The organism is Sunxiuqinia sp. A32 (assembly GCF_052690465.1).
The window spans coordinates 117,680-132,659 of record NZ_JBQYLI010000010.1; the positions used below are offsets into that span (position 1 = coordinate 117,680).

A 14,980-nucleotide genomic window follows, 5' to 3' on the forward strand; every position below is an offset into this window, starting at 1 on the left:
TTTTGTGCCTCATTCAGCTAGTTGCAATTGGACAATCATCCAAAACTGATTCAATTCTCACTATGGATCAGTATAATTGGTTGAATGAACATAAAGACAACTTAAAATACGCACCGAATCCATCCTGGCCTCCAGGTGATTTTATTGATGATGATGGAATCCACAAAGGAATTGTCGCAGATTATATCAAAATTTTCGAAGAAGAATTGGATGTAAAGTTTAAAAGAGTTTTCTATAAAAACTGGAATGAGATTTATACCGGGCTATTAGATGGAGAGGTTGATTTTGTTGGAGCCATGCAAGCGACTGAGGAAAGATATGAGCATTTTGTATTCACAGATGTATTTTTAAAAGTCCCGCTGGTTATTCTTGTTCGAGATGATTTTGCAGATAATCTTTCCACCGAAGAAATACTCCAAATGAAGCTGGCCTCTGTGAAAGGTTACATCACTCAAGACTATGTGAAAAATACCTTCCACAAAAACAATATCACTGAATACGACGACGATTTAACAGCCCTAATTCAAACCTCTCTCGGAAACTCTGATGGGACAATTATTGACTTGATGTCTGCAAGTTATTTGGTTCAGAAATATGGTATTAGCAACCTTAGCATTGGAAAAGAATTGGATTTTATCTGGCACCTTAGCTTTGCTTTTCGAAAAGAATATGCTGAATTAGCCCAAATAATAAACTCAGTTTTAAGCACCATAAGCGAAGATGAGAAACAAAAAATATTCAATAAATGGGTAAATATTAACCGTATTGCTGCTCCAAACTTTTTTAAAAAGTATACAAAGTATATTCTCATTCTTGCTGTAGTCTTCGCAACCATCCTTCTGTTATTCTACAACTATACAATTATTCTAAAGAAACAAGTTAAGAAACGCACTGAAGAACTCAACAAGGAATTGAATGAAAAGAAAATAGCGATATCCCTTTCTAAAAAAAATGAAGCGCGCCTTGAAAGTTTATTCGAAATTTCGAGAAGAACAACCAATACAATTGAAGAATTACTAAACTACACCTTAGACGAGGCGGTGAAACTAACCGAAAGCAAGCTGGTAATATTATTTAAATATGACGTAGAAAGTGAATCCTTCAACCTGTTAAGTCATCGAATGCACGACAACGATAAACAACTGGAATGGGCTGTAAACAATAGCTATAAGTTAGATGATTTAGGAATATGCAGTGATATAATCATTAAGAAACAAGCCTTTCAGATCGACAACTGCCTTCAATGCATATCCGAAGATTACACCAATTGTCCATTCAGCCGTTTTAAGTTATCACACACACTCATCATCCCTGTAAAAGACGATGAACAGTTAGAGGCACTCCTATTTTTGGCAAATAAAGAAACTGAATATGATCCGGGAGATGCTAAACAGTTAGTTTTATTGATGAGTTCAGTATGGAAACTTTTAAACAAACAAAAATGGCAAGAGGAACTTATTATTGCAAAAGCAAAGGCGGAAGAAAGTGATAAGCTCAAATCATCGTTTTTAGCAAATCTATCGCACGAAATACGGACCCCAATGAACGGTATTCTCGGCTTCACCGAGTTGTTAAAAGAGCCGGAGTTAAGCTCCGAACAAAGAGATTCCTACATAAAGATTATCCACAAAAGCAGTCATTATTTGCTTTCCGTAATCAAAGACATAATCGAGATTTCTAAAATTGATAGTGGCTTGATTAAACCGAACTTCACGAAATTCAAAGTCAAAGAACTCATTACCGATATATATGAAAATATAGTAATTACCCTGCCAAACGATAAGAACATAAAACTTGATATCATCCCATCTGATATCAATTCAGACACCACCATAAAAACTGATGAAACTAAATTGAGACAAATCATAGAAAATCTGATTTCCAATGCTATAAAATTCACTGAACAAGGAACTGTAGGCATTAGCTATTCGATAATTAATCAAAAGGAATTACTTTTTCATGTTACGGATACGGGCATAGGTATTGACAAAAAATACCATAGAGTTATCTTCGACCGATTCCGCCAAGGAGAAAAAACAATCTCAATAAAAAAAGGTGGATCCGGATTGGGATTGGCAATTTCTAAAGCCTATATTGAAATGCTGGGTGGAGAAATAAAATTGGTTTCAAAATTAGGCATAGGCTCCACCTTTAGTTTTTCAATTCCTATTGAAGTGCTTTAATCAAAAGCATAAAAGTTCGCTTTAAAATACTCCTTAAGATTTCACATTGTCCTAATATTCTGCTAAAATTTAATGTTAGTCAATTGAAAGTAATGCAATTTTATAACTTTGTAGTCGCAAAATTCGACAAATTATTAGAAGTTCATTCATATTAAAAAGAAAATAGAAATGGCATTGATTAATGAGCATTACCTGAAATTGCAGGCGGGATATTTATTCCCGGAAATTGGTAGAAGAGTTAGTGAATTTGCTGCTGCGAACCCAGATAAAAAAATCATCAAAATGGGAATTGGTGACGTGACACAACCATTGGCACCTACTATTTTGAAAGCATTTCATGATGGAGTTGACGAACAAGGAAAAGCTGAAACTTTTAAAGGTTATGGACCTGAACAAGGGTATGAATTCCTGCGCAAGGCAATTGCTGAAAATGCCTATCAAGCCAACGGTATTGATATTCCAGCCGACGATATTATCGTATCGGATGGTTCAAAATGTGACACCGGAAACATCCAGGAAATTTTTGGAGCTACGAATAAAATCGCTATTTGCGACCCGGTTTACCCAGTATATTCTGACACTACTGTAATGTCTGGAAAAACTGGAACTTGCAAATCGAACGGTTACTACGACGGTATTATCTACATGCCTTGTACCGAAGAAAATGGTTTTACTCCAGAATTACCAACTGAACGCCCTGATTTAATTTTCCTTTGTTACCCAAACAATCCAACAGGAACAGTGGCAAGCAAGGAAGAATTGACAAAATGGGTCAACTACGCACGCGAAAACAAAAGCATTATCTTGTTTGATGCCGCTTATGAAGCATTCATTGTTGAAGATGGAATCCCACGTTCTATATACGAAATTGAAGGAGCAAAAGAAGTGGCAATCGAATTCCGTAGCTTCTCAAAAACTGCTGGCTTTACAGGAACTCGCTGTGCTTACACCGTTATTCCTGAAGAAGTAAAAGCTTTCGACAGCGAAGGAAATGCACATTCAGTAAAAAAACTGTGGCTTCGTCGCCATTCAACTAAATTTAACGGCGTTTCTTACCCAGTGCAAAAAGCTGCCGCTGCAGTTTACACTCCTGAAGGCAAAAAAGAAATTGAAGAAGTAATTGCATATTATCTGGAAAACGCACGTATCATGCGCGAAAGTCTTGCCGAAATTGGCTACACTGTTTATGGTGGTGTAAATGCTCCTTATGTATGGGTGAAAACCAAAGGCGATATGAGTTCCTGGAACTTTTTCGATAAAGTTTTGAATGAAGCAAATGTAGTTGGAACACCAGGTTCAGGTTTTGGCCCTGCTGGTGAAGGTTATTTCCGTTTCTCAGCCTTTGCAGATCGCGACAATGTAATTGAAGCAATGGACCGAATTAAGAATTTGAGCTAGTTGTATTAAAAACAGATAAAAAGTTAAGAGAAGCATCTGCAAAAGCAGGTGCTTTTTCATTTTATACAAAACCCCAGGGGTGAAATTACTCCATCTAACATCAACATTTCAACATTCCCCTCTCTTCCTTTCTTTCATGTGCAATTTACTCCGCAGAAATGCATTTAGTTAATACTTGTAGGGAAGGTCTCCAAAGCGGAATCTATTTTCTTAGATTGCAAACCGAAGAATCAGTAACAACTAGGAACATTATAATTCAATAACTAAATCCGAATTGAAAATTTTGGAAGAAATACGCAGCGAGCACGAAAATTCCAAAAACTGTTAAAAGCGGTTAAGCTTTGTTAGCAATAGTATTTTAATTAACCGAATTCGCTATTTTTGTTTCTCAACCATGAGAAAATCATTGCTATTCATATTAATCTGTTTATTCGCTGCTCCTATTCTAAAGCTTCAGGCGCAGGATTTAGCAGATATTGACCCCATTCTAATCCGCCTAAAAGGACAGGTTGTTAGCAAAGAAGATGGACTTCCGGTTCCATACGCACATGTTGTGAATATGAGAAATCACGGTGGAACCACAACCGATTCCAGAGGATATTTTTCAATGGAAATGCTGAATGTTGACAGCCTGGGAATTTCCGCCATGGGCTTTATGAGAGAATATATACACATTCCGCCCAGCCATCCTGCCGATAGTATTTTTGTCATCTGGGCACGTCCAATTCGGTATGCAATTCGGGAAGTGGAAGTAACCGGTGAAGCTAGCCAGAAAGTGAACATGGAAGGAGTTGGAACCGGAAAACCTGTAGATATTGATCCGGAACTTCGGGGTGACGCTTTCAATACCAAGCCTCCATGGTATGCTGCTATTTTCTCACCAGCCTCCTTTATTCAATACCACGTTAGCCGAAAAGAGAAAGAAAAACGAGAAGCCAGAAAAGCTATTGTCTCCGAAAAACGCTGGGAATTTCTATCTCAATACTACAGTAAGGATATCGTAATGGGCTTAACAGGTTTAGATGAAGCGAAGGCCGATTCTTTTATGATATTTTTCAACTCCAAAGGCATCCTCAATCAAACGAATAATGAATATCAGGTTCGTGAAGCCATTCTTCGTGAATATGAACTTTTCAAGAAGGATGAATAGTACTCGCAAATTATAAATAATTGAAATTTTGGCGATAAGCTTGAGCTTAGAATCCAGCACTACACTCTCTGTAATCTGAAATTCTGAAAATCCATTAATCAATGTGAATTCTTTTTCCGACCTTTGCGATGATTTATAAATACTATGGAAAAGAAATTCAACCCAAAAGGACGCGGTCAGTTTAAAAGCGATGAATCAAAAAGCAATGAACCTCGTTCAGAAAATAAGAAACTATCAGTTTTAAAAAAGTCTGATCGGGAAATCAGGCTTAATAAGGTGATTGCAAATGCGGGCATTTGCTCTCGCCGGGAAGCAGACAACCTTATTCAGGATGGCGAAATAACTGTGAATGGAGAAGTGATTACCAGCCTCGGATATAAAGTCACCCCAAAAGATGAAGTCATTTATCGCAAACAAGTTTTAAGCTCAGAGAAAAAAGTATACGTCTTGCTGAATAAACCGAAAGGTTTTGTAACTACTGTTGATGACCCTCATGCTGAAAAAACAGTGATGCAATTGGTTAAACATGCCGGCGAGGAACGTATTTATCCTGTTGGCAGACTCGACAAAGACACTACCGGGTTGCTACTTTTTACAAACGATGGAGAACTTGCCAAAAAGCTCACTCACCCAAGCTACGAAAAGAAAAAAATATATCATGTTTTTCTAAATTCCGAATTCAAACAATCAGATCTGGAACAAGTAATGAAGGGTATTGAATTGGAAGATGGATTCATTGCAGCTGATGCGATTAGTTTTGTAGATGAAAACGACAAAAAACAGGTTGGAATAGAAATTCACTCAGGAAAGAATCGGATTGTGAGACGTATTTTTGCACATCTGGGGTATAAAGTTATTCGTCTTGACCGTGTATTCTTTGCTGGATTGACTAAGAAAAAACTCCCACGAGGCAAATGGCGTTTTCTTTCTGAGGCCGAAATTGGGTATCTGAAAATGAGTTGATGTAATGAATTTGAAAAAAGCAGACTAATACCAAGTAGTTTTGGAAAAGGAGTTTGTTCAAATCATATCAGAGAATCAAGGGATCATTCACAAGGTATGTTCCATTTATTGTGATTCGGAAGAGGACCGTCGCGACTTATTCCAGGAAATACTTGCTCAATTGTGGAAGTCGTTCCCTTCGTTTAGAAGTGAATCAAAATTTTCGACATGGATGTACCGGGTGGCGCTGAACACGGCAATTACAAGCTTCAAAAAGACAAAACGACAACCTGATCAATCAGGTATTGAAATTGGGAACTTTCAATTACCTGAAGAAGAATATGACAGCGAAACTGAAGAACAAATTAAGCTGCTCCATAAAGCCATATCACAATTAAGTGGTATCGAAAAGTCTATTGTATTGTTGTTTCTAGAGAATAAAAAGTACGAAGAAATTGCAGAGATCACGGGAATTACACAAAACTATGTACGTGTAAAAATGAACCGGATTAAGAAAAAATTGAAGAAATTCATGAACACCGGAGAATAATGGAACTGAAAGATTTAAAATCGGCTTGGAACAAATATTCATCCAGTGATGCGAACCGTCACCAGTTGGGAGAAAAAGCTATTTATGATATGCTGAGAAAGCGCACCAAAAACCTAATTGAGCGCATTGATCGTAATATCAAAATTGGATATGGAGTGTTGATTGCATTGACGCTATTTTTCCTGATAGATGATCTATTCCTAACTCCCTACCTCGCTCAAAATAAGGATTTTGAAATACCCACATGGATATACCTGACTGATGCAATTAATGCATTATTTATCTTTGGAACTTTCATCTACTTTAATTTGCAGTATTATTCCGTTAAGAAGAATTACTCTCAAAGCAATAATTTACAAAACGTGCTTGAAGGAATTGTTCGAATTCTTCATTCATACCAAAAACTGTTCTACCTGGCGATTGTGGTTTTATTGTTGGTATCAGGGGTTAGCTTTGTAACCGGGATGTTCAATGGATACGAAATGGCAGCTCAACAACAAGGTGGCAACTTAAATGACCTAAGCGATTCACAGGTAAGAAATACCCTCCTAATAGGTATCTTAATTTTAATCGCTTTTACCAGTGTTCTGTTTTTAATATTTCGGTGGGGATTCAGAAAATTATATGGAAACTACATTCTAAAACTGGAAACTACCCTGCAAGAGCTCAATGAAATTGAGTAAATTATCAATTTCAATCTCGCCCAATCTTAATTATTTTGAAAATTAATTCTTTGATTTTCAGGAAGACAAGGATATTATTATCTTTGCACCGCTTTTTAAGAAAGGAAGAAAATAGAAATGGCACACAAATCAGGATTTGTAAATATTATCGGGAACCCCAATGTAGGTAAATCTACCATCATGAATGCCTTGGTTGGCGAGCGGTTATCCATCATTACCAAGAAGATGCAGACCACCCGCCACCGTATTAAAGGGATCGTGAGTGGAGACGATTTTCAAATTGTCTACTCGGATACTCCGGGGATTTTGAAACCAAATTACAAACTTCAGGAATCGATGATGAAGTATGTAAATACTGCTTTGGTTGATGCAGATGTCATTTTATATGTTACTGATGTCGTTGAGCAGGCTGATAAAAATCAAGAATATCTTGAAAAAATACGTAAGTCAAATGCACCGGTCATTGTATTGATCAACAAAATTGATTTATCAAATCAAGGCGATGTAATGAAGTTGTATGAATACTGGAAAGACCTGTTGCCTGCTGCACATGTATTTGCTGTTTCTGCCACTGAAAGATTCAATGTTGCCCCAATTTTCGACCGCATTATTGAGCTACTTCCAGAGGCTCCACCATATTTTCCAAAAGACGAATTGACAGACCGAAACGAACGTTTCTTTGTTACTGAAATTATCCGGGAGAAGATATTACTATACTATCAAAAGGAAGTTCCTTATTCGGTAGAAGTAGAAGTGGAAGAATTTAAAGAAGAAGAAAAATTATTAAACCTGAGATGTGTAATTCATGTGGCACGAGATAGCCAAAAAGGAATAATTATAGGGCACCAGGGAACAGCATTAAAGAAGGTTGGTACCCAAGCCCGCAAAGACATGGAAGAGTTTTTCCAAAAGAAAGTCTTTTTGCAAATGTATGTGAAAGTTGCAAAAGACTGGCGTGATAAAGATCGGATGCTTGATAATTTTGGATACGACAAGCATTAATTAGTCAGCAGTTGCTAGGTATGAGTTATTAGTTTTTTGTATCTGCAGATGAAGATTGGAATATAGATGAGCTTGCAGAAAACGGTACTTTCAACCCAAAATTTGTAACCCGCAACCACAAAGAAAATTTAGAAGAGTATAAAGAGGGAAAAGTGACCCCTCAACTCGGAACACATTTTAAAACAAAAAGAAATGAGCAATATAGTCGCCATAGTAGGAAGACCCAATGTAGGAAAATCAACCCTTTTTAATAGATTGGTTGAGAGCCGGAAAGCTATTGTTAATGAAACATCTGGTGTAACCCGTGATCGTAATTACGGTAAATCGGTATGGAACGGTGTTGATTTTTCAGTGATTGACACTGGAGGTTACGTAGTTAATTCGGATGATATTTTTGAAGAAGAAATCCGCAAACAGGTTGCTCTTGCGATTGACGAAGCTGATGTTATTTTATTTGCTGTTGACGTGGAAGGTGGAGTGACTGATTTGGATCAGGAAGTGGCAAATATTCTGAGAAGAAGTAAAAAACCAGTATTTCTGGCAGTAAATAAGGTGGACAATCACGCAAGAATCATTGATTCACATGAATTCTACAGCTTAGGGCTTGGCGAATTGTATTGTATTTCTGCAATGACGGGAGGTGGTACCGGCGAGCTATTGGATGCGGTTGTCAAAAGTTTTCCAAAAAAAGATAAAGAAGAAGTTGAAGAAAACATACCACACTTTGCGGTTGTTGGTCGTCCCAATGTTGGGAAATCTTCTTTCATTAATGCCCTCATAGGAGTTGAACGAAATATTGTTACTGACGTTGCCGGAACTACCCGTGACGCGATAAACACCCGATACAATAAATTCGGACACGACTTTTATTTGGTAGACACTGCAGGCTTGCGTAAAAAAGCCAAAGTTCATGAAGATTTGGAGTTTTATTCCGTTTTACGTTCAGTTCGAACGATTGAGGAATCTGACGTTTGCATGCTGCTGATTGATGCTACTCGCGGAGTTGAGAGCCAGGATGTGAATATCTTCAACCTGATGATTCGCAATAAAAAAGGAGTAGTCATTTTAGTGAATAAATGGGACTTGATTGAAAAAGACAATGCTTCAGTGAAGAAATTCACAGAACAAATACAAGAACGCATTGCTCCTTTTGTTGATGTTCCAATCATTTTCATGTCAGCATTAACCAAACAACGAATTTTCAAAGCATTGGAAACAGCCGTTGAAGTTTACGAAAACCGGAAGCAAAAACTGAAAACTTCCGCGCTAAATGACTTACTGCTAAATGCAATTGAAAAATATCCACCGCCATCAGTTAAAGGAAAATACATTAAGATTAAGTACGTAACCCAGCTACCTAGTCCAACGCCCTCATTCGCACTGTTTGCCAACTTACCGCAATACATTAAAGATCCGTATCGACGGTATATTGAAAATCAAATCAGAGATAACTTTAACTTTTCAGGAGTTCCTCTTCAAATTTTCTTTAGAAAAAAATAAATTCTGCTCATCACCAACATTAAACCATCATTAACATAGAGCAGATCGATATGCCGTAGAGCATGTTCTGTGAATTTAAACCTATTTTTGCACGCTTATTAAAGAGGTGCAAAATGAAGTTTGAGTTTAAATTTATTGACAAGAAGCAAGGAAGTGTTAAAGATGATATATTATCCGGGCTAACTGTTTCATTAGCCTTGGTTCCTGAAGCCGTGGCTTTTGCCTTTGTTGCAGGAGTTTCTCCAATTATTGGTCTTTACGGTGCATTCATGATGGGGCTGGTTACATCCATTTTAGGAGGACGTCCGGGAATGATCTCAGGAGCAACAGGAGCAATGGCAGTTGTAATGGTAAGCCTGGTTAAGCAAGGAAATGAACTTGCAGGTGCAAGCGAGATGATGGGATTACAATACTTGTTTGCTACTCTTATCCTAGTTGGAATCATTCAAATGAGTGCTGGGTTCTTCCGTTTAGGGAAATTTATTCGACTAGTGCCCCACTCTGTGATGATGGGTTTTGTTAACGGTTTGGCAATCGTCATTTTCCTGTCTCAGCTTAACATGTTTAAAATGGGTGGCGAATGGCTATCCGGCAGCCAACTTTTCACAATGCTTGCTCTGGTATTTGGCACGATGGCAATCATGCTCATTCTTCCAAAAATTAGTAAGGCTATTCCAGCAGCTTTAGTTGGTATCCTCGTTATTTCAGGCATTGTCATTTTCGGAGGAATAGAGACCGAAACGGTTAAAAGCTTCATTCAGGCTGGTGGAGGAACCGGAATTAAAGCCGGCTTGCCAACATTCAATATACCAATCATTCCTTTCAACCTTGAAACACTGAAATTTATCTTTCCATATGCACTCATCCTTGCATCCGTTGGGTTAATTGAATCACTAATGACCCTCAACCTGGTAGACGAACTTACAGAAACCAGGGGAAGCGGCAATCGCGAATGTGTGGCTCAGGGAGCAGCAAATATGCTTAACGGATTTTTTGGCGGAATGGGTGGTTGCGCCATGATTGGACAGAGCATTATCAACATAAAATCTGGTGGTAGAAACCGTTTATCTGGAATTGTTGCTGCAGTTTCCTTGCTGGCTTTCATCTTGTTTGCCTCAGCCTACATTGAAATGATTCCAATTGCAGCGTTGGTTGGCGTCATGTTTATGGTGGTAATCGGCACTTTTGCATGGAGTACCTTCAACGTAATGAATAAAATTCCACTAGCCGATTTAATTGTAATCATACTGGTTACTGTAATGACAGTCATCTTTGATTTAGCGATTGCAGTACTCGCTGGGGTTATTGTAGCAGCACTGGTTTTTGCTTGGGAAAATGCCATTCGTATTCGTGCAAGAAAGCGAATTGATGAACATGGAATTAAACACTATGAAATATACGGACCATTGTTCTTTGGTTCCACAACACTTTTTAACTCCAAATTTGATATTCAGAATGATCCCAATGAAGTTATTATTGATTTCAAAGAATCAAGAATCATGGATCAATCAGCGATTGAAGCAATTAATAAATTAGCAGAGCGCTATCAAAAAGAAGGCAAAACTATTCACTTACGACATCTAAGTAAAGATTGCACGAAGCTTATTAAAAAAGCAGAAAGGATTTGTGATGTGAATATTGTAGAAGATCCAAATTATTTTGTCGCCATTGACAACTATAAGCATTTATTGGGGAAAACTCCTTAATAGTATTTACGGGTATTGGTTAAGCCCGGTTCATCACCGGGCTTTCTAATTTTCTTATTCTGCTAATGGCAAGGTGTTTTTCCCTGTAAGTATTCCCGAAACACTCCAGTGATTAAAACTGTTGCCCTCGTCTTCTCCCTGATCAATCACTACTTTGAGAATGTGCTTTCCTGCTGCAAGATCGGGTAAAGGAATCACTTCTGGAGGAGTTAAAGTTGCCGGACACCAATTCGACCGACTCAAATCACTTGATGAAATGCCATTCCCAAAATTCCCGGATGCCGGATTATATAACCGGTAAGTTGCACAATCCGTTCGCCAGGGTATCAGTTGAAAAACCTCTTCTCCATCAATAAAAATTTGATTGAGTTTTTGATTGAACTCATCTCCACCGCCCCAACCACCATGACCGGTAGTTGTATACAAAAGCTGAAGTCCTTCAATTCCCGCAGGCACGTCAAATGCGACAGAAAGTGTATCATTGCGAAATAACCGTCCATAGTTTTGACCAGACATTTCCATAATATTGACTGTGTAAAACAATGGCTGAACCCAATGATTATCTGATTCATCACCAAAGGATGGATAAAAATCAAGTTCCAGATCGACTTTGTGACCACCCTTGTCATAATTCCCGATAAACACTCCAAGCCATATATCATGTTGATTGGAAGGAATCAAATTGGTAACCTCTTCTTTATAAGTTGCCTCAATTTCCCAGGGGTAATTCTCAATAACTCTGCGAGTATTAAAATGTCTGATTCCAAAAGAAGTGAAAAAGCGCATGATTTCAATTGGAGTCTCATATTCTGGAGTACTAATTATTCCTTGATAATTTGAATCCTCATTGTCGGTAAATACAGGCAGTTGATCCAGCCCTTTTAGGAGTGCATCCAACATTGAAGTTTTTGGGGAGCTTGCTGGCAAAATAAATATCGATCCGGTACGATCATAGGCATCTCCATTCGACCAACTTGTCAATTTTGCAAAAACCTGACTCCCTTTTTCCCACACCTCTGGCAACTTGATTTTCTTTAGGATTACACTTCCCTTAGAAAAATGAAATGTTTTATCTGCAACCAAATCCTCTTCCAACGGAATTTCAATAGAAGGATCAAAATTGATGATTTCATCTTCAAACACCTTTATTGTGGTATATCTTGATTTTATTTTAAGCTCTTCCATCTTGCTTGCAGATATTTCTTCTGCTTCGTCATAAGGATAATCAGGAAGCCTACTTTCATCAATCTTTTCAATCTTCTGAGCTACAATCGTGCGAGTTCCGTTAATTGAAACTTTTAAAACCAAGGCATCAGTAGTTGGTAAGTAAGCCGAATAGGGGGAACCTTTTGCTCCGCTATCATTCGAATACCAAACTTCAATTTTGTTTGAAAACGAAAAGAAAGTCGCATACTTGCAATGATATCCAAGTATTGTTTCTTCCTGATCCGAAAACGTAGGTGCTGGCAACGAATCAAAATCAATCTGCGTTTTATAAAGCTCATTCTCAAACTCAATAATTGTTGTTGTTTGCCTATGATTATAATCTATAAAATTTCGGATTTTATCTTCAGTTTTTGAAAGAAAGGTCACACCATCAGCATATTGAATAGTAAACTCTGACTTAGAAACTGGCTCTCCATTCCGTATAGATGCGTATGTTATTTTATAGGCACTACCATTCGTTGATTCCTGACCAAAGCTTACGCTTTGCTGAAGTAACAATATGAATATCAAAGAAGTTGAAAGTAATTTCATATAGATATAATTAAAAAAATGTCGGCTTGTATTTTCAACAAACCGACAATCTATTTAGTCTTGTAAAAATTGATTCAACAAACCTCCTGCTTCTTTACGCTGGTTCCCTCCAGCAGGGCTAAGTTCACGGATCAGCTTGCGAATAGGCATGGATTGTAGCCATACTTTTCCCGTACCTCGCAATGTTGCAAGAAAGATACCTTCTCCGCCAAACAACATCGAACGTAATCCGCCAGCCTGTTCTACACTAAAATCAATGCTGGGTTCATAAGCAACAATACACCCGGTATCAACCCGAAGTACCTCATTATTTAATTGGCGCTCTATCATTGTCCCACCGGCATGAATAAAAGCATTTCCATCTCCTCTCAACTCCTGCATAATGAACCCTTCACCTCCAAAGAAGCCGGCCCCTAAGCGTTTATTAAAAGTAATTGAGATTTTCGTTCCAAGCGCAGCACAAAGAAACGCATCTTTTTGAACGATAATCCGGCCACCCATCTGAGCCAAATCCATTGGAATGATTGTTCCCGGATAAGGAGCAGAGAAAGCAACATGCTTTTTCCCCCATCCTTGATTGGCAAAATGAGTAAGAAAAAGTGATTCGCCAGTAATCAATCGAGATCCGGCAGAAAGAAGTTTATCGAAGAATCCAGCTCTGGGATTGGAGCCGTCACCTAATTTGGCTTCAAAGCTAATTCCATCTTCCATGTACAACATGGCACCTGCCTCAGCTATTACGATCTCGCCCGGATCAAGCTCCACTTCTACCAACTGAACATCGTGCCCAATAATTTTGTAATCAATTTCGTGTGATTGCATATTTTCTAGTTTAAATTTTTCGGATATAAAGTTATTAAAATGACGAAAGAAAAGTCTCAGTTTTCGATAAACCACCGATGTTTGGAGGTAAACATCCGTGATATGTAAAAAACAGTGCCATGTTCAACGAGGAGAGAATTCTTTTAATCAAATTAATTTAACTTTGCCTGTCATGGAGTCTTTCCAACAACATATATCCGATTTAAGTAATGAGTTTGTTTTTCAGACTTCCAGAAGTAGTGGACCTGGTGGGCAAAATGTAAACAAAGTTAATTCACGGGTTGAGTTGCGTTTTAACATCAAAGATTCAACCTTACTAACCGATCGTCAAAAAGAAATCTTACTAAAAAAGCTTGAAACAAAACTTACCAGTGATGGGCTACTTTTAATTGTCTCTCAGGAAGAACGGTCACAATTTCGCAATAAAGAAATTGCTATTGAAAAGCTTTACACATTACTTGCGAAAGCTCTCAAACCAGTAAAAAAAAGGAAATCCACCCGCCCAACAAGAGCTTCCATTGAAAAACGAATTCAATCGAAAAAACGACTCGCAGAGAAAAAGTCACGCAGAGGAAGAATTGACCACTAATACATCATTTGTGAAATGAAAAATACGCTACGAACATTTATGATACTCACAATAATAGTAACTGCATCCTGCAATAGAGATGAAAATATTCAACTGAAAAACGGAGACATCCTATTTAGGGAAGCCTTTGACACCAAGCTTTCCAAAGTAATTGATCAGGTTACTCAAACTGACTCTGCAACACATTTCAGCCATGTTGGGATTTTACAGTTCATAGAAAATGCCCCCTCTGTATTGCATGCCAGCCCAAATGGAGGAACCTGTAAAGTTACTCTTGAAGCGTTCAGGCATCCGAATGAAGACTCAACAAGGGTTGTCGTTTATCGCTTAAAAGATGAATATCAATTTACCATTCCAGATGCAATCGCAAAAGCAAACTCCATGCTGGGTAAACCCTATAACTTCAGCTATATTTTAAACGATTCAACTCACTATTGCTCCGAATTTGTTTTTAATGCATTTTCCAAAGACTCCATATTCGAAATGAACCCGATGACATTTATTGATCCGGAATCAGGAAATTTTGCTGAAGGATGGATCGATTATTATAAAAATTTAGGATTGGAGATTCCTGAAGGGTTAATGGGGTGCAATCCCAATGGAATGGCTGCCTCAGAGAAACTTATCTGTATTGGAGATCTGCATTAAAATAAAAGAGCTGCTCCGTATTAGTACAGAACAGCTCTTATCATAGTAG

General features: G+C 38.0%; 14 protein-coding genes. 12 read left to right on the plus strand and 2 right to left on the minus strand.

What is annotated here, in order from left to right; translation table 11 throughout:
• The first annotated feature begins 62 nt into the window (after positions 1 to 62).
• The 10 genes from ACUNWD_RS11955 to ACUNWD_RS12000 all read left to right on the plus strand — a co-directional run bounded on the left by ACUNWD_RS11955 (position 63) and on the right by ACUNWD_RS12000 (position 11,114).
• Positions 63 to 2,183: an ATP-binding protein gene (locus ACUNWD_RS11955; RefSeq protein ID WP_445588043.1), complete on the plus strand. Its 2,121-nt coding sequence runs from the start codon at positions 63 to 65 to the stop codon at positions 2,181 to 2,183.
• Positions 2,184 to 2,351: 168 nt separating this feature from the next.
• On the plus strand, positions 2,352 to 3,581 hold the full coding sequence (locus ACUNWD_RS11960; RefSeq protein ID WP_445588044.1) for an LL-diaminopimelate aminotransferase: 1,230 nt from the start codon (positions 2,352 to 2,354) through the stop codon (positions 3,579 to 3,581).
• 158 nt (positions 3,582 to 3,739) lie between these two features.
• Positions 3,740 to 3,844 carry a T9SS type A sorting domain-containing protein gene (locus ACUNWD_RS11965; RefSeq protein ID WP_445588045.1) on the plus strand — a complete coding sequence of 35 codons (105 nt, stop codon included), beginning with the start codon at positions 3,740 to 3,742 and terminating at the stop codon, positions 3,842 to 3,844.
• 131 nt (positions 3,845 to 3,975) lie between these two features.
• Positions 3,976 to 4,731: a carboxypeptidase-like regulatory domain-containing protein gene (locus ACUNWD_RS11970; RefSeq protein WP_445588046.1), complete on the plus strand. Its 756-nt coding sequence runs from the start codon at positions 3,976 to 3,978 to the stop codon at positions 4,729 to 4,731.
• A gap of 144 nt (positions 4,732 to 4,875) precedes the next feature.
• Positions 4,876 to 5,694: a pseudouridine synthase gene (locus ACUNWD_RS11975; protein WP_445588047.1), complete on the plus strand. Its 819-nt coding sequence runs from the start codon at positions 4,876 to 4,878 to the stop codon at positions 5,692 to 5,694.
• Positions 5,695 to 5,734: 40 nt separating this feature from the next.
• Positions 5,735 to 6,223, plus strand: a complete 489-nt coding sequence (locus ACUNWD_RS11980; protein WP_445588048.1) for an RNA polymerase sigma factor — start codon at positions 5,735 to 5,737, stop codon at positions 6,221 to 6,223.
• On the plus strand, positions 6,223 to 6,906 hold the full coding sequence (locus tag ACUNWD_RS11985; protein WP_445588049.1) for a hypothetical protein: 684 nt from the start codon (positions 6,223 to 6,225) through the stop codon (positions 6,904 to 6,906). Before ACUNWD_RS11980 ends, ACUNWD_RS11985 begins: the two co-directional genes overlap by 1 nt.
• 117 nt (positions 6,907 to 7,023) lie before the next feature.
• Positions 7,024 to 7,908 (plus strand): GTPase Era, encoded by an 885-nt coding sequence (gene era / locus ACUNWD_RS11990; RefSeq protein ID WP_445588050.1) that lies wholly within the window; start codon positions 7,024 to 7,026, stop codon positions 7,906 to 7,908.
• Positions 7,909 to 8,100: 192 nt separating this feature from the next.
• Positions 8,101 to 9,408, plus strand: coding sequence for a ribosome biogenesis GTPase Der (der, locus tag ACUNWD_RS11995; RefSeq protein WP_445588051.1), 1,308 nt, complete (start codon positions 8,101 to 8,103; stop codon positions 9,406 to 9,408).
• Between the two features lie 113 nt (positions 9,409 to 9,521).
• Positions 9,522 to 11,114 (plus strand): SulP family inorganic anion transporter, encoded by a 1,593-nt coding sequence (locus ACUNWD_RS12000; protein ID WP_445588052.1) that lies wholly within the window; start codon positions 9,522 to 9,524, stop codon positions 11,112 to 11,114.
• A gap of 54 nt (positions 11,115 to 11,168) precedes the next feature.
• On the opposite strand, the gene ACUNWD_RS12005 is transcribed toward ACUNWD_RS12000, so the two are convergent.
• On the minus strand, positions 11,169 to 12,872 hold the full coding sequence (locus tag ACUNWD_RS12005) for a PNGase F N-terminal domain-containing protein (RefSeq protein ID WP_445588053.1): 1,704 nt from the start codon (positions 12,870 to 12,872) through the stop codon (positions 11,169 to 11,171).
• Between the two features lie 54 nt (positions 12,873 to 12,926).
• Positions 12,927 to 13,694: a TIGR00266 family protein gene (locus ACUNWD_RS12010; protein ID WP_445588054.1), complete on the minus strand. Its 768-nt coding sequence runs from the start codon at positions 13,692 to 13,694 to the stop codon at positions 12,927 to 12,929.
• A gap of 172 nt (positions 13,695 to 13,866) precedes the next feature.
• On the opposite strand from ACUNWD_RS12010, the gene arfB reads away from it, so the two are divergent.
• Both arfB and ACUNWD_RS12020 read left to right on the plus strand, forming a co-directional pair.
• Positions 13,867 to 14,283: an alternative ribosome rescue aminoacyl-tRNA hydrolase ArfB gene (gene arfB / locus ACUNWD_RS12015; protein ID WP_445588055.1), complete on the plus strand. Its 417-nt coding sequence runs from the start codon at positions 13,867 to 13,869 to the stop codon at positions 14,281 to 14,283.
• A 15-nt stretch (positions 14,284 to 14,298) separates the two neighbouring features.
• Positions 14,299 to 14,931, plus strand: a complete 633-nt coding sequence (locus ACUNWD_RS12020) for a YiiX/YebB-like N1pC/P60 family cysteine hydrolase (protein ID WP_445588056.1) — start codon at positions 14,299 to 14,301, stop codon at positions 14,929 to 14,931.
• Positions 14,932 to 14,980 lie beyond the last annotated feature (49 nt).